15 protein-coding genes are annotated in these 18,233 nt (G+C 68.9%); 11 read left to right on the top strand and 4 right to left on the bottom strand.

Annotation, left to right across the window (positions count from 1 at the left end):
• Window positions 1-45: 45 nt before the first annotated feature.
• Both AC1MBE_RS01720 and AC1MBE_RS01715 read right to left on the bottom strand, forming a co-directional pair.
• Window positions 46-1,695 (bottom strand): DUF349 domain-containing protein, encoded by a 1,650-nt coding sequence (locus AC1MBE_RS01720; protein ID WP_479780399.1) that lies wholly within the window; start codon window positions 1,693-1,695, stop codon window positions 46-48.
• A gap of 61 nt (window positions 1,696-1,756) precedes the next feature.
• Window positions 1,757-2,563: a peptidylprolyl isomerase gene (locus AC1MBE_RS01715; RefSeq protein ID WP_479780398.1), complete on the bottom strand. Its 807-nt coding sequence runs from the start codon at window positions 2,561-2,563 to the stop codon at window positions 1,757-1,759.
• A gap of 221 nt (window positions 2,564-2,784) precedes the next feature.
• Between AC1MBE_RS01715 and hisS the strand changes: the two genes are divergently transcribed.
• Entirely contained in the window at window positions 2,785-4,161 is a 1,377-nt protein-coding gene (gene hisS / locus AC1MBE_RS01710; RefSeq protein ID WP_479780397.1) for a histidine--tRNA ligase, read from the top strand.
• Between the two features lie 48 nt (window positions 4,162-4,209).
• Here the strand turns inward: hisS and AC1MBE_RS01705 are convergent, their stop codons facing one another.
• The gene (locus AC1MBE_RS01705) at window positions 4,210-5,508 is read right to left on the bottom strand and encodes an APC family permease (protein ID WP_479780395.1); all 1,299 of its coding nucleotides are present in this window, start codon (window positions 5,506-5,508) and stop codon (window positions 4,210-4,212) included.
• Between the two features lie 96 nt (window positions 5,509-5,604).
• Here AC1MBE_RS01705 and aspS point away from each other — a divergent pair, with 96 nt between their 5' ends.
• Together aspS and AC1MBE_RS01695 are read left to right on the top strand one after the other, a co-directional pair.
• The gene (gene aspS, locus AC1MBE_RS01700; protein WP_479780393.1) at window positions 5,605-7,386 is read left to right on the top strand and encodes an aspartate--tRNA ligase; all 1,782 of its coding nucleotides are present in this window, start codon (window positions 5,605-5,607) and stop codon (window positions 7,384-7,386) included.
• 114 nt (window positions 7,387-7,500) lie between these two features.
• On the top strand, window positions 7,501-8,292 hold the full coding sequence (locus tag AC1MBE_RS01695; RefSeq protein WP_479780391.1) for a GNAT family N-acetyltransferase: 792 nt from the start codon (window positions 7,501-7,503) through the stop codon (window positions 8,290-8,292).
• A 143-nt stretch (window positions 8,293-8,435) separates the two neighbouring features.
• On the opposite strand, the gene AC1MBE_RS01690 is transcribed toward AC1MBE_RS01695, so the two are convergent.
• Complete coding sequence (locus tag AC1MBE_RS01690; protein ID WP_479780390.1) at window positions 8,436-9,083, bottom strand: acVLRF1 family peptidyl-tRNA hydrolase; 648 nt, start codon at window positions 9,081-9,083, stop codon at window positions 8,436-8,438.
• A gap of 77 nt (window positions 9,084-9,160) precedes the next feature.
• Between AC1MBE_RS01690 and AC1MBE_RS01685 the strand changes: the two genes are divergently transcribed.
• The 8 genes from AC1MBE_RS01685 (at window position 9,161) to AC1MBE_RS01650 (ending at window position 18,215) form a co-directional block, all read left to right on the top strand.
• A complete protein-coding gene (locus AC1MBE_RS01685; protein WP_479780388.1) occupies window positions 9,161-10,609 on the top strand; it encodes a replication-associated recombination protein A in 1,449 nt (482 codons plus the stop codon).
• Between the two features lie 181 nt (window positions 10,610-10,790).
• Window positions 10,791-11,417 (top strand): 30S ribosomal protein S4, encoded by a 627-nt coding sequence (gene rpsD / locus AC1MBE_RS01680; protein WP_091251848.1) that lies wholly within the window; start codon window positions 10,791-10,793, stop codon window positions 11,415-11,417.
• Window positions 11,418-11,563: 146 nt separating this feature from the next.
• Window positions 11,564-11,938, top strand: coding sequence for a DUF948 domain-containing protein (locus AC1MBE_RS01675; RefSeq protein ID WP_175321020.1), 375 nt, complete (start codon window positions 11,564-11,566; stop codon window positions 11,936-11,938).
• A gap of 29 nt (window positions 11,939-11,967) precedes the next feature.
• Window positions 11,968-12,222, top strand: a complete 255-nt coding sequence (locus AC1MBE_RS01670) for a DUF6167 family protein (protein ID WP_346960162.1) — start codon at window positions 11,968-11,970, stop codon at window positions 12,220-12,222.
• Between the two features lie 133 nt (window positions 12,223-12,355).
• Complete coding sequence (gene alaS, locus AC1MBE_RS01665; protein ID WP_479780385.1) at window positions 12,356-15,034, top strand: alanine--tRNA ligase; 2,679 nt, start codon at window positions 12,356-12,358, stop codon at window positions 15,032-15,034.
• Window positions 15,035-15,047: 13 nt separating this feature from the next.
• Window positions 15,048-15,662 carry a Holliday junction resolvase RuvX gene (ruvX, locus tag AC1MBE_RS01660; protein WP_479780383.1) on the top strand — a complete coding sequence of 205 codons (615 nt, stop codon included), beginning with the start codon at window positions 15,048-15,050 and terminating at the stop codon, window positions 15,660-15,662.
• Entirely contained in the window at window positions 15,643-17,334 is a 1,692-nt protein-coding gene (gene mltG / locus AC1MBE_RS01655) for an endolytic transglycosylase MltG (protein WP_479780381.1), read from the top strand. The genes ruvX and mltG overlap by 20 nt, the downstream gene beginning before the upstream one ends.
• Window positions 17,331-18,215 carry a shikimate dehydrogenase gene (locus tag AC1MBE_RS01650; protein WP_479780379.1) on the top strand — a complete coding sequence of 295 codons (885 nt, stop codon included), beginning with the start codon at window positions 17,331-17,333 and terminating at the stop codon, window positions 18,213-18,215. Before mltG ends, AC1MBE_RS01650 begins: the two co-directional genes overlap by 4 nt.
• Window positions 18,216-18,233: the final 18 nt, after the last annotated feature.

The following is an 18,233-nucleotide window of genomic DNA, read 5'->3' as shown; positions in this document are numbered from 1 at the left end:
GGTCATGTGGATAACCGGGGCGGAGCCTGTTCTGCGTTGCGGCGGCTAGGAGAGTTCGCTGGCGGAACGCTCCAGCTGCTCCAGCCATGCCTGGCGGGCCTCCAGGGCTTCCTGGGCCGCCTTGATCTTGCGCTCGTCGCCGGCTTTCTCCGCCTTGGCGAGGTCGTCCTTGAGGCCGGCGATGGCCGCTTCCAGCTGCGTCAGGGCGCTGTTGGTGCGTGCCTTCGTTTCCGGGTTGGAGCGCTTCCAGTTTTCGTCCTCGGCGTGGCGGACGGCGTCCTCCACCTTCCGCAGGCCGGCTTCGATCCGCCCCATGTCCGCCCGGGGAACCTTGCCGGCTTCTTCCCAGCGGTCCCGGATGGACTGCAGCGCCTTCTTGGCCGCTGCGAGGTCCTTGATCGGAAGCAGCTCGTTGGCCTCCACCAGCAGCGACTCCTTGACCTTGAGGTTGGCGCCGTACTCCTGGTCGATCTCCTCATTGGCCGCCTGGCGGTTCGTGAAGAAGACGTCCTGCGCGGCCCGGAAACGTGCCCACAGGGCGTCGTCATCCTTGCGGCTGGCACGCGGCGAGGCTTTCCACTGGTCCATCAGGCGGCGGTACTCGCCAGCGGCGAAGCCCCAGTCGGTCGACGAGGACAGTGCCTCCGCCTCAGTGATCAGCTTCTCCTTGGCCGCCTTGGCTGCCGAGTTGTTGCTGTCCAGCTGGGAGAAGTAGGCCCGGCGGTGGCGGTCAAAGACGGTGCGGGCGGCGCGGAACCGCTTCCACAGCGCGTCCTCGTTGCTCCGGCCAAGCCGGACGCCGCTCTTCTGCGCGGTCTTCCAGCTCTCGAAGAGCTCGTTCATCCGGGCGCTGGAGGTCTTCCACTGGATCTGCGCCGGGTCGTGGCCGGCGATTTCCTCGGCCTCGGCCACGATCGCTTCGCGGGCGGCGAGCTCGGCGGCGCGGACGGCCTCGTGCTCTGCCTTCTCCGTCTTCTCCAGTTCGGTGATCTGGCCGGACAGCGTGTCCAGGCGTCCCTCGGCGGCACGGAGGTCGCCCACCATGTTCCGCTCGGCCAGCACTTCGCGCAGGTGGGTCACGGTCTTCTGCATGTCCGTGGCCGGAGCCTTGGAAGCGACGCGCTGCTCGAGCAGCACGATCTGGGCGACGACGTCGTCGTACTTGCGGGCGAAGTAGCCCAACGCCTCGTCGTCGCTGACACCGGGGTACTGGCCGACGGGGTGTTCCCCGCCGTCGATGGTCAGGAACACGTGGCCGTCGCCCTCGACGCGGCCCCAGCGTGCGGCCTCGGCGAGCGAGGTTGCGCTGGATGCTGTGACGGCGGCCGGCGCGGCAACGGACGGTGACGCCTTGGGGCGTGCGGCGAAGGCGGCGGGCGACGGGGCAGGCCGCGGTGCGGGTGCAGCAGCCGGCGCCGGGCCGGCAGCAGGGGTGGCAGGCTCGGCGGCCGCCTCGGGCTGGGTCTCAACCTCAGTCTCAACCTCAGCCGGGGCGGCGGCCGGATCGGCCTCCGGAGCGTTTGCCGGTTCGGCAGCCGGGGCGGACTTAACTGCCGCGGACCCGGGCGCCTCCACCGCCTCGGGGCCGGCGGGCTCAGCGGCGGGCACTTCGGCCGCGCCGTTCACCGCAACCTCGGCTTCGGTCTCGTTGGCAGCTGCTGCCACTGTTTCGTCGGATTTCTGACTGTCTGTCACCGCTAGAAGTCTTTCGCTTGGAGGGAAATACCGGCACCGCGGCCGCGAGGGCCCCGGCTGGTTACTTCAGAGAGAACGAGTCTATCGTGACTGGTTCCACAGGCGCGCCGTCGGTGGCGCTGGCGCCGGGCTTGACACCGGCCGCTGCGATCTTGCTGACCACATCCAGCCCGGACGTGACCTTGCCTACCACCGTGTAGCCGCCGGCGGTGTCCGCCGGGATCACGGTGTCCTTATAGACGATGAAGAACTGTGTCCCGTTGCCGTAGGCGTTTTCGCCGGTCCGTGCCACGGCGATGGTGCCCGCCGGGTACTTGTTGTCGGCCGGGGTGTTCTCCAGCGGGCCCCAGGTGTACGCGGGATCGCCGTTGCCATCCCCGGACTTGGAGCCGCACTGCAGCACGCCGAAGGACTCGGCGGTGGTGAGGCGGTGGCAGGTGAGGCCCTTGTAGAAGTTCTGGTCCGCGAGCGATTTGAAGACGGCGGCCGCCTGCGGGGCCTTGGTGCCGTCGAGTTCGACCCCGAGGCTGCCGCGGTTCAGGGCCAGCGTGCCCTTGAAGGTCTTGCCGGCCGCGGTTTCAGGCTTGGGGATGTTCGCCCCGTTGGTTGCGGCGGGGGATGGCGTGGCGGAAGCCGACGGGCTCTGCAGCCCGGCCTCCGCGGCCTTGAATTCGTCCTCGCTCGGGTTGCTGGAGAACACCGTCAGTTGCAGTACAACGGCGAGAACCAGGGCAGCGGCACCGCCGGCGGTCGCGAGGATATTGTCGCGCTTGCGGCGTTTGTCCTGCTCCCGGCGGAGCTCACGCTTTGCCTCCATTTGCTGGACGCGCCGCTTGGCTTCGCGGGCGCTCCGTGAACTGGCCGCCAAAAGTCCTCCTGGTTGTAGGGCCGCAGACCGGACCGCGGCAACGCCGCCGGACCGGGTGCAACACGCAAGCTGCCGACAGCTCCGCCCGCCGCGCGCATTACAGATGCACGCGGCAAAAAGCATAAACTGGCTGCCGCACACAGTTTATGCACGACTGGCCGGTCTGCGCGCGACGCCGCGGCCGTTGTGCCGCCGTCGTTATCAGAGGAGAAAATTCCACCATGGCACGCACCGCCTCCCTGTCCGGATTCCCCGAGTGGCTTCCCGAGGAGCGGCTGGTGGAGCTGCATGTGCTGGACACGCTGCGGCGCACCTTTGAACTGCACGGTTTCTCCTCGATCGAAACCCGTGCCGTGGAGACCGTGGGCCAACTGCTCCGCAAGGGCGAAATCGACAAAGAGGTCTACGGCCTCAGGCGGCTGCAGGACGACGACGATACCGGCGCGGCCGCGACTAACGCCGCGACTAACACTGCCGCCTCGCACAAGGCCGATCCGCACGCCCTGGCCCTGCACTTCGACCTCACCGTGCCCTTTGCGCGTTATGTGGTGGAGAACGCCGGCTACCTGGCGTTCCCGTTCCGCCGCTACCAGATCCAGAAGGTCTGGCGCGGGGAGCGTCCGCAGGAAGGCCGGGCCCGCGAATTCACCCAGGCTGACATCGACATCGTCGGCGACGGCGAACTGCCGTTCCGCTACGACGTCGAAATCGCGCTGGTGATCGCCGAGGCGCTGGGCGCCCTGCCGATTCCTGACTTCCTGCTCCGGGTCAACAACCGCAAGCTGGCCGAGGGTTTCTACAACGGCATCGGCCTGACCGACACCGCCGGAGTGCTGCGCAGCATCGACAAGCTGGAAAAGATCGGCCCGGCCAGGGTGGCCGAGCTGCTCAAGTCCGAGCTGGGCGCCACCGAGGAACAGGCCCAGGCCGCCCTCAAGCTGGCGGGAATCCGCACGGGGGATACCTCGTTTGTGCAGCAGGTCCGGGCGCTGGGGGTGAGCAACGAGCTGCTGGAGGAAGGCTTGAACGAGCTGGAGCAGGTCATCGCTGCCGCCGTCCAGCGCGCCCCGGGCAAGGTGGTTGCGGACCTCAGCATCGCCCGCGGCCTGGACTACTACACCGGGACCGTTGTTGAAACCGTCTTGGTGGGCCACGAGCAGCTTGGTTCGATCTGCTCCGGCGGCCGCTACGACGCGCTGGCCAGCAAGGGCAACCGGAAGTTCCCCGGCGTCGGGCTCTCGATCGGCGTTACCCGGCTGGTGTCCCGGATCCTCAGCCAGGAGCTGGCCAAGGCATCCCGGGCGGTGCCGACCGCGGTGCTGGTGGCGCTGACCAACGACGAAAGCTGGGGCGCGGCGCAGGACGTCGCCGCGCAGTTGCGCTCCCGCGGGATCGCCACCGAGGTGGCGGCGAAGGCCGAGAAGTTCGGCAAGCAGATCAAGTTCGCGGACCGCCGCGGCATCCCGTTCGTCTGGTTCACCGACGACGACGGCAAGCACCAGGTCAAGGACATCCGCACCGGCGAACAGGCCGACGCCGATCCGGCCAGCTGGTCGCCGGACGAAGAGGACCTGCACGTGCGGGTCACCCGGGCCTGACCGAGCTCTGCTTCAGCCCCCGGCCCGGACCTTGTTACGCCGGCGTCGCTACGCCGGCGTGTGACGGGATTTCCGGCGCTGCAGCACCAGGAAGCGCCCGGCGATCCCGGCCGCGAGCACAGCCGCCATGCCCAGCGCTGAGGCGGGCGGCAGCGTGAGGGCCAGGACCACGCAGCCGGCGAAGCCGAGGGCATTGAGCCAGCGCGGCGCCAGCCGGCGGCGGCCGGTGAGGGTGAAGGCGGCGGCATTCGCCACGGCGTAGTAGACCAGCACGCCGAAGCTGGAGAAGCCCACCACCGTCAGCACGTTCGTGGTCAGCAGCAGCACGATCACAGCGGCCGCCACTGTCAGCTCGGCCACGTACGGGACGGTGTGCACCCCGCCGACCCGGGCCAGTGGGGCGGGCAGGTCGCGCTCCCGCGCCATCGCCATGGTGGTCCGGCCCACGCCGGTGATCAGCGCCAGCAGCGCGCCGAGGCAGGCGGCGGCCGATCCCGCCTGCACCACCGGGCTGCCGGCCTGCAGCGCCGAGTTCGTCACGGCGTCCAGCAGCGGCGCGGAGGAACCAGCCAGCAGGCCGGCCGGCAGGTGCCACTGAAGGAGCGCTGCAAGTCCGAGGTAGATCACGAAAGCTCCGCCGAGAGCGGCCAGGATGGCCCGCGGGATGGTGGTGGCCGGGTCCTTGACCTCCTCGCCCAAGGTGGCGATCCGGGCGTAGCCGGCGAAGGCAAAGAACATCAGCCCGGCCGCAGGCAACACGCCCCAAGCGTTTCCGGTGCCACCCGGAATCGCTCCGAACGCCCCGCCCAGAGCCGCGGGGGCGCCCTCCGGGTGCGGGCCGATGAGCGCGGCTGCCGCTACAAAGGCGAGGGTGGCGAGCACCACGGCGAGAAGGATCCTGGTCAGCAGGGCCGTCCGGGTGATGCCGAGCAGGTTCACGCCGGTCAACACTACGACGGCGGCCACCGCCACGGGGGTGGCGAAGCCCGGCGCGGCGTAGTGCCCGAAGGTCAGTGCCATCGCCGCGCAGGAGGCGGTCTTGCCGGTCACGAACCCCCAGCCGGCGATAAAGCCCGGCCATTCGCCCAGTTGCCGGCGGCCGTACACGTAGGTGCCGCCGCTGGAGGGATACCGGGCAGCCAGCTGCGCCGACGCCACGGCATTGCAGTAGGCCACCAGGCCGGCCAAGGCCACGGCGACGGTCAGCAGCGGCCCGGCGAGGGCCGCGGCGGGGGAGAAGACCACGAACACGCCCGCACCCAGCATCGAGCCCAGGCCGATCGCGGTGGAATCAAGGACGCCCAGGCGGCGCTGCAGCTGCTTGGGGGTCGGCGGAGGGCTAACCATGGCGGGTGGGGCCTTTCCAACGGGTAAACTCGAACGGGACCGTTCCCGTAGCGGTCCTATTTAACACCACCCTGTTTTCCTTCTGAAAGGCGAGCTGTGCTGCGCACACACGACCTCGGATCCCTTCGCTCCGAGCACATTGGACAAACCGTAACCCTCGCCGGCTGGGTCGGCCGGCGTCGTGACCACGGTGGTGTCGCATTCGTGGACCTGCGCGACGCTTCGGGCGTCGCCCAGGTGGTCGTCCGCGAAGAAGAGGTCTTCCACGGCCTGCGCAACGAGTTCGTGCTGCAGGTGATCGGCACCGTCTCCAAGCGGCCCGAGGGCAACGAGAACCCGGCACTGGCCACCGGCGAGATCGAGGTCATGGCCGAGAAGGTCATCATCCTCAACACCTCCGATCCGCTGCCGTTCCAGATCGACGAGCACGTTGAAGTGGGCGAGGAAGCCCGCCTCAAGCACCGCTACCTGGACCTGCGCCGCCCCGGCCCCGCCCGCAACCTGCGCCTGCGCTCCGAGGCCAACCGGGTGGCGCGCGAACTGCTGCACCAGGACGGCTACGTCGAGATCGAAACGCCGACGCTGACCCGTTCGACGCCGGAAGGCGCCCGCGACTTCGTCGTCCCCGCCCGCCTGGCGCCGGGTTCCTGGTATGCGCTGCCGCAGTCACCGCAGCTGTTCAAGCAGCTCCTGCAGGTCGGCGGCTTCGAGAAGTACTACCAGATCGCCCGCTGCTACCGTGACGAGGACTTCCGCGCGGACCGCCAGCCGGAGTTCACCCAGCTCGACATCGAAGCCAGCTTCGTGGAGCAGGACGACATCATCGGCCTCGGCGAAAGCATCGTGAAGGCGCTGTGGAAGCTGATCGACGTCGAGATCCCCACCCCGATCCAGCGGATCACCTACAACGACGCGATGGCCCGCTACGGCTCGGACAAGCCGGACCTGCGCTTCGGCCTGGAGCTGACCGAACTCACCGAGTTCTTCAAGGACACCAACTTCGGTGTCTTCAAGGCCCCCTACGTCGGCGCCGTGGTGATGCCGGGCGGCGCCTCGCAGGCCCGCCGGGCCCTCGATGCCTGGCAGGAGTGGGCGAAGCAGCGCGGCGCCAAGGGCCTGGCCTACGTCCTGTTCAAGGAGGACGGCGAACTTGCCGGCCCCGTGGCCAAGAACCTGACCGAGACCGAACGCGCCGGCCTCGCCGACGCCGTCGGCGCCAAGCCGGGCGACTGCATTTTCTTCGCCGCCGGCGAGAAGACCCCGTCCCGCGCCCTGCTCGGCGCCGCCCGGGTTGAGATTGGCCACCGCACCGGCCTGATCAACCCCAGTGACTGGGCGTTCTGCTGGGTCGTTGACGCGCCGATGTTCGAACCGGCGGCAGCGGCCGTCGCGTCCGGCGACGTCGCCGTCGGCGGCGGCAAATGGACCGCCGTGCACCACGCCTTCACCTCGCCCAAGCCGGAATTCATGGACAGCTTCGACACGGACCCGGAAACCGCGCTGGCGTACGCCTACGACATTGTCTGCAACGGCAACGAAATCGGCGGCGGCTCCATCCGTATCCACCAGGGCGACGTCCAGGAGCGTGTCTTCAAGGTCATGGGCCTCTCGCACGAGGATGCCCAGGAGAAGTTCGGCTTCCTGCTGGAGGGCTTCAAGTTCGGCGCGCCCCCGCACGGCGGCATCGCGTTCGGCTGGGACCGTGTGGTCTCGCTGCTCGCCGGCGTCGACTCGATCCGCGACGTCATCGCGTTCCCGAAGTCCGGCGGCGGTTACGACCCGCTGACCCAGGCGCCCGCGCCCATCACCGCGCAGCAGCGCAAGGAAGCCGGCGTCGACTTCAAGCCGGAAGCCAAGAAGGACGACGGCGCCAAGTAGCCCGAGGTGATCAGCAGCAGCGGCTCTCCGGGAAACCGGGGGGCCGTTGCCGTTGGTACGTCCGCGGTCCCGGAGGCAGGGGAGTGCGGGACGGTTGGCGGCAGGAGGGGGACCATGGGACAGGAATTGCCGGCCGGGCTGGAAGCGCAGATGGATGCCGCCTGGCCCGCCGCCGAACAGGAGGAATCCGGCGGCTGGGTGCTCCGCGCCGCCTCGGGCGTCACGCAGCGCGCCAACTCGGTGTGGCCCCGGGAGCCCGGAGTTGACGCCCACGCACAGCTCGCGGCGCTCCGGCACGCCCGGCTCTGGTACCGGGCCCGGCGCCTGCCGCTGATCTTCCAGGTCTTCGACGACCCGCGCTCTGCGCCGCTGAACGCAGTGCTCGACGCCGAGGGGTTCACCCGCCAGTCGGAAACCCTGGTCCTGGTCCGGGACGGCGTGGGTGCAGCACCGTTGGACCTCGGCGTCGCGATCTCCGCGGAGCCGTCCCCGGAGTGGCTGCGGCTCTGGTGGAGCGTGGACGGCCGCGGCGATGAGACCGCCCTGGACGTTGCCCGCGGCATCCTGACGGGCTGCCCCTCGCTCTACGCCCTCGTGCGCGACGACGACGGCGCCCCCGCCGCCGTCGGGCGCCTTGCGCTGCCCTTCGCGGACCTGGGCGGCCCCCGGTGGGGCGGCCTGTACTGCATGGCGACCCGTCCGGATGCCCGCCGGCGCGGCTACGCCAGCCAGGTGCTGCACGCGCTGCTGGACGAGGGGACGCGCCGGGGCCTTGCCGGGTACTGGCTGCTCGTCACGGCGGCCAACACCGGGGCGCAGGAACTCTACGCCCGCGCCGGCTTCGACGAGTCCGGCCGCTACCTGTACCGGCAGGAGCGGCCGAAGCGGCACCTGACCGGCTGCTGACCAGTTCCTGAGCAGCGCCATTTCGACGGTTCCCTGCGCACAAGGCGTTTCGCAGCATCTGGCGGGCACGGAACCGTCGAAGCGGCCGGTGGGAGCGGCCGGGGCGGGAGAAGCGGGGGGCCGGGGTCGGAGGCCCTGACTATCTACGCCGGCGGGTCCGTGACCACGATCCGCACCGCGCATAGGTCCGCCGCGGCCTTCTTGAGCACTGCCGCGCGCGGGTCGGGGACGTCCAGGAACGGCAGCCGGACCAGGGGCGCGTAGCGCTTGAGGACCGGCTCGGCCAGCACCTGCCCGGCCAGCGTGCGGTCCCCGCCCGGGACGAGATATTCAACGCCTTGGTCCTCGAAGATGCGGGCGGCATGGTCGGCCACGGCCTCCACCAATGCGTCGGCCTGGTTGGCGCGGCGCCGGGCAAAACGCTGCTGCGACCAGCCGCCGGCCGCCGTCCGGGACTGCACGTGCCGGGTGCCGGTCTTGGAAGCCAGGACCCGTCCCTCGGACACCACCGCCACCGAGTACCCGCCGCGTCGCACCAGGACCAGGCCGAGCCGACGAGGCTGCGAAGCCAGCGAGGCCAGCCGGGCCACGGAATCATCGCCGCGGCCCGGGCGTCCGCCGTCCGGCCACGGTGGCTGCAGCAGGGCGGTGGCGCCGTCGGCCGCCAGCAGCCGCAGGCCGTCGTCGTCCGCTCCTTCGCGCAACTCGCCGTGGCTCGCCCGGAACCGCTCCACCCAGCCCGGCAGGCGGTCGCCGGAGACAAACGCCACACGGGTGTCGGGGCTGGCCATGGCAGAGATCTCCGTTGTGAGGTTCAGGGGAGCGCCGCCGTGTCAGGACGGGCAGGAACTAGAAGTAGCCTATCTATGTGGATGATCTCTTTGGCGCAGGGCAGGACAACGCGTCCGCAAACAACGACGTCGACGCCGAAGAGTCCGGCGGCGGCAGTTCCCTGGGCGGCGCCCCGGCCCGCTCCGCGCCGCGCAGTCCGCTGGCCGTCCGGATGCGGCCGCGCAGCCTGGACGACGTGGTGGGCCAGCAGCACCTCCTGGGCCACGGCTCGCCGCTGCGGCAACTCGCGGCCGGCAGCGACGCCACCGGACCGGCCGGACCAAGCTCCCTGATTCTCTGGGGACCCCCCGGCACCGGCAAGACCACCCTCGCGCACGTCATCGCCAAGGGCCCGGGCCGCAAGTTCGTTGAGCTCTCCGCCATCACCGCCGGTGTGAAGGACGTCCGGCGCGTCATGGACGAGGCCCTCACCGCGCGTGACCTCTATAAGACCACCACCGTGCTGTTCCTGGACGAGATCCACCGTTTCAACAAGGCGCAGCAGGATGCCCTCCTGCCGGGCGTCGAGAACCGTTGGGTGGTCCTGGTCGCGGCCACCACGGAAAACCCCTCGTTCTCAGTGGTGTCGCCGCTGCTGTCCCGCTCGCTGCTGCTGACGCTCAAGCCGCTCACCGACGCCGACGTCGAAGGGCTGCTGCGGCGGGCCACCGAAGACGCCCGCGGCCTGGGCGGCAAGGTGGAGCTCGACGAGGAAGCACTCGCCCACCTGGTCCGGCTTTCCGGCGGGGACGCGCGCCGGGCACTGACCGCGCTGGAAGCCGCGGCCGGCGTCGCGTTCGGGGACGCGGACGACGCCGACGGACTCGCCGGCGCCGCGGCGGAAACCCCCGTCACAATCGAACTGAAGCACACCGAACGGGCCCTCGACGTCGCCTCGGTACGCTACGACCGCGCCGGCGACCAGCACTACGACGTCGCCAGCGCCTTCATCAAGTCCATCCGCGGCTCCGACGTCGACGCCGCGCTGCACTATCTGGCCCGGATGCTGGAGGCGGGGGAGGACCCCCGGTTCGTAGCACGGCGGATCGTTATCTCCGCCGCCGAGGACGTCGGCATGGCCGACCCGACCGCACTGCAGACCGCGGTGGCCGCCGCCCAGGCGGTGCAGCTGATCGGCATGCCCGAGGGCCGCATCATCCTGGCCGAGGCTGTAGTCCACCTCGCCACCGCACCGAAGTCCAACGCGGCGTATATGGGGATCAACCAGGCGATCGCCGACGTCCGCGCCGGCCTCGGCAACGGCATCCCGGCGCACCTGCGGGACGCGCACTACCCCGGGTCCAAGCAGCTGGGCCACGGCAAGGGCTACAAGTACGCGCACGACGCGCCCCATGCGGTGGCCACCCAGCAGTACCCGCCGGACGACCTCGTCGGCCGGAACTACTACGAACCCACCGGCAACGGCGCCGAACGCGACATCTCCACCCGGCTGGAACGGCTGCGGAAGATCATCCGGGGCAAGTGATCCTCTGGTAGGATGGATCGTTGTCTGGCAAGGCACGGACGCACAATCCACCAGTTCCCGGCGGTTCACGCTGATTTGATGGGTTCGCACTGTGCCCAGTAGCAAAAGGCAGCGGTTGGCCGATGCTCTCCATCGTGGAGGCCAGTAACACTGACACACCGCAGATATTGGAAGGACACAAGTGGCTAACAACACTCGTGCTCGCCGTACCGCACGCCTCTCGCGTGCACTCGGCATCGCTCTGACCCCCAAGGCCGCCAAGTACATGGAGCGCCGCCCGTACGGCCCCGGTGAGCATGGCCGTGCCCGCAAGAAGCAGGACTCCGACTACGCCGTACGTCTGCGCGAAAAGCAGCGTCTGCGCGCCCAGTACGGCATCCGCGAAGCCCAGATGACCCGTGCCTTCGAAGAAGCACGCCGCACCAAGGGCCTGACCGGTGAAAACCTGATCGAACTGCTCGAAATGCGTCTCGACGCCCTCGTGCTGCGTGCCGGCTTCGCCCGCACCATCGCCCAGGCCCGCCAGCTGGTTGTGCACCGCCACATCCTGGTTGACGGCATCCGCGTTGACCGCCCGTCTTTCCGCGTCGGTGAGGGCCAGCTGGTCCACGTCCACAGCCGCAGCGAGACCATGCCTCCGTTCCAGGTGGCAGCAGCCGGCGCGCACCGCGACGTGCTGCCGATGGTTCCGGCCTACCTGGACGTCAAGCTCGACGCCCTGCAGGCCCGCCTGGTCCGTCGCCCCAAGCGCTCCGAGATCCCCGTGACCTGCGAAGAGCAGCTCGTCGTGGAATTCTACGCACGCTAGATCCAGCGCGACACCTTACAAAGAAGCCCGTGGCAAGCGCCGCGGGCTTCTTTGTATGTAAGGTACTTGGGGGAGTTCTCCGCTTGCCGCGTGTGCGGCCGGAGGACCATGCAGGAATCCACGTAGTTTCAAGGAGATGAACGTCTATGTCTGGTGGCGATATTGCCGGCCTGATCGCGGCCGGAGTGTTTGCACTCCTGGTCCTGCTGCTCGCCGTACCGATCCTCAAGCTCGGCGGTGTTTTCGACGAGGTCCGCAGCACCATCCGCTCGATCAGCGACGGCGCCACCCCGCTCATGGATGAGGTCACCGCCACCGTCTCCACCACCAACCAGCAGTTGAAGAAGGTCGACGGGATCGCCTCCAACGTCTCCGACGCCTCCGCCAACATCTCGGCGCTGTCCTCGCTGGTTGCCGCCACCGTCGGCTCCCCGCTGATCAAGGTCGCCGCGTTCAGCTACGGTGTGCGGTCCGCCTTCTCGGCCCGCAAAAAGCCCGCCACCGGCCGCCGCAGCCGCTGAACCAACTGAGCACGCTGACAGGAGCTGACATGAACAGAATCATCTGGATGGGCATCGGCGTCGCGATCGGCGTCATCGCCTTCCGCAAACTCACCGAGGCGCAGTCAAACCTGGGCCCCGAGGGCCTGAACCGTGCCGTCGGCCGGCTCGCCGACGGCGTCTACGACTTCGCCGACGCCGTCCGCGTGGGCATGCACGAGCGGGAATCCGAACTCCGCTCTGCCCTCGGGGTGGACGCCGGCGTCGAGACGGGCGTCGCCGGCCGGGGTGTAGTCCGGCGCTAGCCGGGAGAGAATGAGTAGATGGCGGTGCCCATGACGGCCCGCCGGCACGGCCGCAGGCCGGAACCAGACCGTTCCGCGGACCAGACGCGCGAACCACACACGCAGTGAATATTGAAGGGTAAGAAACCAGGTTATGAAGTCGCAGGAGATCACCAAGCGCTGGATCGACTTTTTCGTCAGCAAGGGCCACACGGCGGTTCCGTCCGCCTCCCTGGTCTCCAGCGACCCGTCCCTGCTGTTCACGGTGGCCGGCATGGTGCCCTTCATCCCGTACCTGACTGCGCGCGAGGAAGCCCCCTACTCCCGGGCCACCAGCGTGCAGAAGTGCATCCGTACCGGAGACATCGAGGAAGTCGGCAAGACCGCCCGGCACGGCACCTTCTTCCAGATGTGCGGCAACTTCTCCTTCGGCGACTACTTCAAGGAAGACGCCATCAAGTTCGCGTGGGAGCTGCTCACCACCGGCGTCGACGACGGCGGCTACGGCCTGCCGCCCGAACGGCTCTGGGTCACCGTCTATGAAGAGGACGACGAGGCCAAGGAACTCTGGCTGAAGAACACCGGCGTCCCGGCCGAGCGGATCCAGCGAATGGGCAAGGCGGACAACTACTGGTCCACCGGGCAGCCCGGCCCCGCCGGCCCCTGCTCCGAGATCTACTACGACCGCGGCCCGGCCTACGGCATTGAAGGCGGCCCGCTGGCCGACGAGACCCGGTACATCGAAATCTGGAACCTCGTGTTCATGCAGTACCAGATCGACAACGTCCGCTCCAAGGTGGACTTCGACATCACCGGCGAGCTGCCGAAGAAGAACATCGACACCGGCCTCGGCATGGAGCGCCTCGCGATGATCCTGCAGGGCGTCGAAAACATGTACGAGACGGACCAGGTCCGCCCGGTGATCGACAAGGCCGCCGCGCTTTCCGGCAAGGAATACACCTCCGCGGAGACCCCGGAGGACCCGCACCACACGGACGACGTCCGGATGCGCGTGGTGGCCGACCACATCCGTTCGGCCCTGATGCTGATCGCCGACGGCGTGACCCCCTCCAACGAAGGCCGCGGCTACGTGCTGCGCCGCCTGATCCGCCGGGCCGTGCGCTCGATGCGCCTGCTCGGCGTCGAGAAAGCCTGCCTGCCCGAACTGCTGCCCGCCTCCCGCGACGCCATGAAGGGTGTCTACCCGGTCGTGGAGACCGACTTCGACCGGATCAGCCGGATCGCCTACGCCGAAGAAAAGGCCTTCCTGCGCACCATCGCCTCCGGCACCGCACGGCTCGAGGACGCCGTGAAGGAATCCAAGGCCGCAGGCCAGCCGCTCTCCGGCGCGGACGCCTTCGCCCTGCACGACACCTACGGCTTCCCGATCGACCTCACCCTGGAAATGGCCGAGGAAGCCGGACTGAAGGTCGACGAGCCCGAATTCCGCAAGCTCATGCTGGAACAGCGCCAGCGCGCCCAGGCCGACGCCAAGGGCAAAAAGGGCGCCCACGCGGACCTCTCCGCCTTCCAGGAACTGCTGGCCGCGGGGGAGACCGTCTTCACCGGCTACACCGAGCTTGCCGGCGAGTCCAAGGTGCGCGGCATCCTCGCCGGCGGCCGGAAGGTTTCCCAGGCGTCCACCGGCGAGGAAATCGAACTCGTGCTGGCAGAGACGCCGTTCTACGCCGAAGCAGGCGGCCAGGCAGCGGACACCGGGCTCATCACCGGTGATGGCTTCGTCGTCGAAGTCCTGGACGTGCAGCGCCCGATCAAGGGCCTGAGCGTGCACAAGGCAATCGTCCGCGAAGGCGAAATCGGCGCCGACTCCCTCGTCCAGGCAGCCGTGGACAGGGAACGCCGCCACGCCGCCGAGCAGGCGCACACCGGCACGCACATTGTGCACGCCGCGCTGCACCAGATCCTTGGGCCGGAGGCGCTGCAGCGCGGCTCCTTCAACAAGGCCGGCTACCTCCGCTTCGACTTCGCCTGGGGCGAAGGCCTCAGCGCCGCGACGCGCTCCGAAATCGAGGAAGTTTCCAACATCGCGATCCGGAACAACTTCCAGGTCGAGACCAAGGTCATGGGCCTCGCCGAAGCCAAGGCCCTCGGGGCGATGGCCCTGTTCGGCGAGAACTACGGCAACGAGGTGCGCGTCGTCGAGATCGACGGCGCCTGGTCCCGCGAGCTCTGCGGCGGCACCCACGTGTCCAACACCTCGCTGATCGGCAGCCTGTCCCTGCTGGGCGAGCAGTCCGTGGGTTCGGGAAACCGCCGCGTGGAGGCCTTCGTCGGCATGGACGCGTTCCGCCACCTTGCCGCCGAGCGCGCCCTGGTGACCGAACTCACCGAGATGCTGAAGGTCCCCTCCGGCCTGCTGACCGAGCGGATCGCCAGCACGCTGAACAAGCTGAAGACGGCCGAGAAGGAACTGGAGCGGCTGCGCAAGGAGCAGCTCACGGCTGCCGCCGCTCAGCTGGTGGGCACCGCCAAGGACGCCGCCGGCGTCAAGGTCATCGCCCACGACGCCGGCATGGTCAGCGGCGCCGACGACCTCCGCGGCCTCGCCCTGGACCTGCGGACCCGCCTCGGCTCCGAGCCGGCCGCCGTCGCGGTCGCCGGGGTGAGCAACGACCGCCCGGTCATCCTGATCGCCACCAACGACGCCGCCCGCGCGGCCGGCGTCAAAGCCGGGGCACTGGTCCGGCTCGCGGCCGGTATCCTCGGCGGCGGCGGCGGCGGCAAGGACGACGTTGCCCAGGGCGGCGGCACGGACGCCGCCAAGGTCGGCGCGGCGCTCTCAGCCGTCGTGGACGCCATTACGAGGCGTTAGACCGGAACCACGGATGACTGAATCGGCCGTGCCCGGCGTCTACCCCCGGGGCGTAAAACTCGGGGTAGACGTCGGCACCGTCCGGGTGGGCGTCGCTATCTGTGACCGTGACGGCATCCTGGCCACGCCGCTGCGGACGCTGGACCGGAGCGTGAAGAAAAACACCGACGTCCGCGTCCTCGCGAAACTCGCGGCCGAACTCGACGTGGTGGAAATTTTTGTCGGCCTGCCGCGCACCATGAAAGGCGAGGAGCACGCTTCCGCTCGAATGGCCACTGAGTATGCAAAGCTACTGGTCAGTACACTATTGGAGGCCGGATCCGGCATTCCGGTCAGGTTGGTTGACGAGCGGCTGAGCACGGTGACCGCCCACCGCAACCTGCATCAGGCTGGCATGAGCAGCAGGGACCACCGTAAAGTAGTGGATCAGGTTGCGGCCGCAGGTATCCTGCAGCACGCGATCGACATGCAAAAGGCCAGGGGAACGGATGTAGGAAGCCGCGTCAGCGCGGACCTCCCTCCGGGGCCACCCGGCAACGGCGTTCAGGCCGTTCCGGAAGTACACACGCATTCTGCACAACGCATTCTGCCCAAAATGGAAGGCTACAGTGAGCCCGGTCAACAATGACGACTCCTCTGGTGTTGCCAATAGCGGCGCTGGCCGACCGCTGACGCGCAAAGAGATCCGGGCCCAGGAAAAGTTCCTGGCCACCCAGGGTCACGACATCATCCCGCCGCAGGCCTTCGAGACCGGCCAGGAGGTCCCGGCCGCGCCGGAGGCACCCCGCGAGCCCGTTGACGCCGCGCCGGAGGCACCCCGCGAACCCGCTGACTCCGCGCCGGCGCAGCCGCGGACCGCGCCGACTGTGCATGAAGATCCCGTTCACGCAGCACCTGTCCACGCAGACCCCGTTCGCCCGGCGGCGCAGCACGAGGAACCGGTGGTTGAACACCCGGTCCACGAGGAGCCGGTTCATCAGGAACCCGCCCAGGAAGAGCCGGTCCACGGACACGACCTGCACGACGAGCCGGTCCACGAGTACGCCGGCGGGATGTCCCGCGAGGAGACCCTGCGGCGCGCCGACGAGCTGCAGTATGGCCGGCGCCTTCAGGACGGGGCGGATTTCCACCCTGGCTACGCATCCCACCCCGACGATGAGGCCCACCATGTCTACGACGACGAGCCCGGGCGCGACCTGATCGCCGGAGCCGCCGCCCTCCCCACCGTCAAGGGCCCGTCCAAGAAGGTCCGCCGGCGCCGCCGTTTCCTCGCCCTCGTTTTGACGCTGGCCGTTTTTGTGGTCGCCATCGTCGTTGGCGCCCAGGTCATTAAGCCGCTGCTCGGCGGCGACAAGATGGCCGATTACCCCGGGCCGGGAACCGGGTCCGTGACCATCACCGTTCCGCCCGGCGCGGGTCCCCGGTCCGTTGCCGCCGACATGGAGGCCCAGAAAGTCATTGCGAACGCCGACTCGTTCGTCAAGCAGTTCGCCGCCTCGGGCGGATCCCTGAACCCGGGAACCTTTACGTTGCGCAAGGAAATGAATAACGCGGATGCCGTGGCAGTGCTGTTGAACAAGGACCAGGACAAGGTCATGTACTTCGCCCTGAGCGCAGGTTTGAGGATCGGTGAATCGCTGCAGGCCATTTCCGAGGGCACCGGGATCCCGGTGGCCGACCTGAAGAAGCTCAGCGACGCCCCGAAGCAGTTCGGCGTGCCGGCCAAGGCCAAGAACCTCGAAGGGTTCCTGTTCCCGGGCGAATACCGCTTCCCGCTCGGGACGTCCGGCAAGGACATCCTCGCGAAACTCGTCGGCACCACGCTGGAGGAACTCAAGGCGCAGGGCGTCACCGATCCCGGTAAGCAGTACGACGCCCTCACGGTCGCCAGCATCGTCCAGGCCGAAGGCGGCCAGGCCGAATACGGAGACGTGGCCGGCGCCATCTACAACCGGCTCAAGCCCAACAACACCGAGACCAACGGACTGATCCAGTCCGACGCCACGGTGACCTACGGGCTTGGCATCCGCAGCTTCCACATTGACGAGGACCAAAAAGCGGACAAGTCGAACCGGTACAACACCTACGCCAACCCCGGACTGCCGGCCGGACCCATCGGGTCCCCGGGCAAACGGGCCATCGACGCCGCCGCCAAGCCGAAGAAAAATGACTACCTGTACTGGGTCACCATCAACCTGGACACCAAGGAGACGAAGTTCTCCAAGACCCTGGCGGAGCACAACGGCTACGTGGCCAAGTACAACGCCTGGTGTGAGGCCAACCCCGGACGTTGCGTGTGACGCTGCGGGCCGCCGTGCTCGGGCATCCCATCAGCCACTCGAAGTCCCCGGCACTGCACCGCGCCGCCTACGCGCAGCTCGGCGTCGACCTGACCTATGACGCCGTTGACGTGACCGAGGCCGCGCTGCCGGCGTTCATGGCCGGGGTGCGCCGCGACACCAGCTGGCGCGGCCTGTCCGTGACGATGCCGCTCAAGGCCGCCATGGCCGCCGAGGTGGACGAGGTCCGCGGCGTCGCCCGACAGTTGGGTGTCATCAACACCGTGGCCTTCGAACGCCCGGGCGACCCTGCCGGTGCGCCGGTCCGCCTGGTCGGCTACAACACCGACGTCGCCGGGATCGTCAACGCACTCCGGTACGCCGGAGCCGCCTCCGAACCGTCCGCCGTCATCCTCGGCGGCGGCGGGACCGCCGCGGCCGCTGTTGCCGCGCTCAAGGAACTCGGCGCCCCGGAGGCTGCCGTTTACGTACGGGACGTCGGCCGCGCCGCCGAAGCCCGGGCGGCGGCCGCCGCCGTCGGCCTTTCCCTGCAGGTCCTGCCGCTGGCGGCTGCAGCGCCTGCGGTGACCGCCGCCGACGTCGTGATCTCCACCCTGCCGCCGCGCGCTGCCGACCCTCTGGCGGAGGAACTCGCTGCAGCATTGGTGCCGAACGGCGGCAGAGTCGCCGGGGTGCTCCTCGATGTTGCCTACGATCCCTGGCCGAGCCGGATCGCCGCCGTGTGGACGGACGCGGGTGGACGGGTGGTGCCAGGCCTCGAGATGCTGCTCTACCAGGCGGTCGAGCAGGTACGCCATTTCACCGGACTCGAAGGCTCCGTGCCGGCGGAGGTCATAGATGTGATGTGTGACGCAGTCGGGGCGCCCCGACGGGTGTTCTAAGGGCCTTGCATGGCAGGA

It is taken from the genome of Arthrobacter sp. BG5, from assembly GCF_056680155.1.
The sequence above is the reverse complement of the archived record's forward strand: the minus strand, read 5'-3'. Positions and strand labels throughout refer to the sequence as shown.

What these genes read in the sequence shown, in the direction of transcription:
- ruvX (WP_479780383.1), top strand. Translation starts at nt 15,048, where the DNA reads ATGACTGAATCGGCCGTGCCCGGCGTCTACCCCCGGGGCGTAAAACTC.
- alaS (WP_479780385.1), top strand. Translation starts at nt 12,356, where the DNA reads ATGAAGTCGCAGGAGATCACCAAGCGCTGGATCGACTTTTTCGTCAGC.
- hisS (WP_479780397.1), top strand. Translation starts at nt 2,785, where the DNA reads ATGGCACGCACCGCCTCCCTGTCCGGATTCCCCGAGTGGCTTCCCGAG.
- AC1MBE_RS01670 (WP_346960162.1), top strand. Translation starts at nt 11,968, where the DNA reads ATGAACAGAATCATCTGGATGGGCATCGGCGTCGCGATCGGCGTCATC.
- AC1MBE_RS01705 (WP_479780395.1), bottom strand. Translation starts at nt 5,508, where the DNA reads ATGGTTAGCCCTCCGCCGACCCCCAAGCAGCTGCAGCGCCGCCTGGGC.
- AC1MBE_RS01675 (WP_175321020.1), top strand. Translation starts at nt 11,564, where the DNA reads ATGTCTGGTGGCGATATTGCCGGCCTGATCGCGGCCGGAGTGTTTGCA.
- AC1MBE_RS01695 (WP_479780391.1), top strand. Translation starts at nt 7,501, where the DNA reads ATGGGACAGGAATTGCCGGCCGGGCTGGAAGCGCAGATGGATGCCGCC.
- AC1MBE_RS01690 (WP_479780390.1), bottom strand. Translation starts at nt 9,083, where the DNA reads ATGGCCAGCCCCGACACCCGTGTGGCGTTTGTCTCCGGCGACCGCCTG.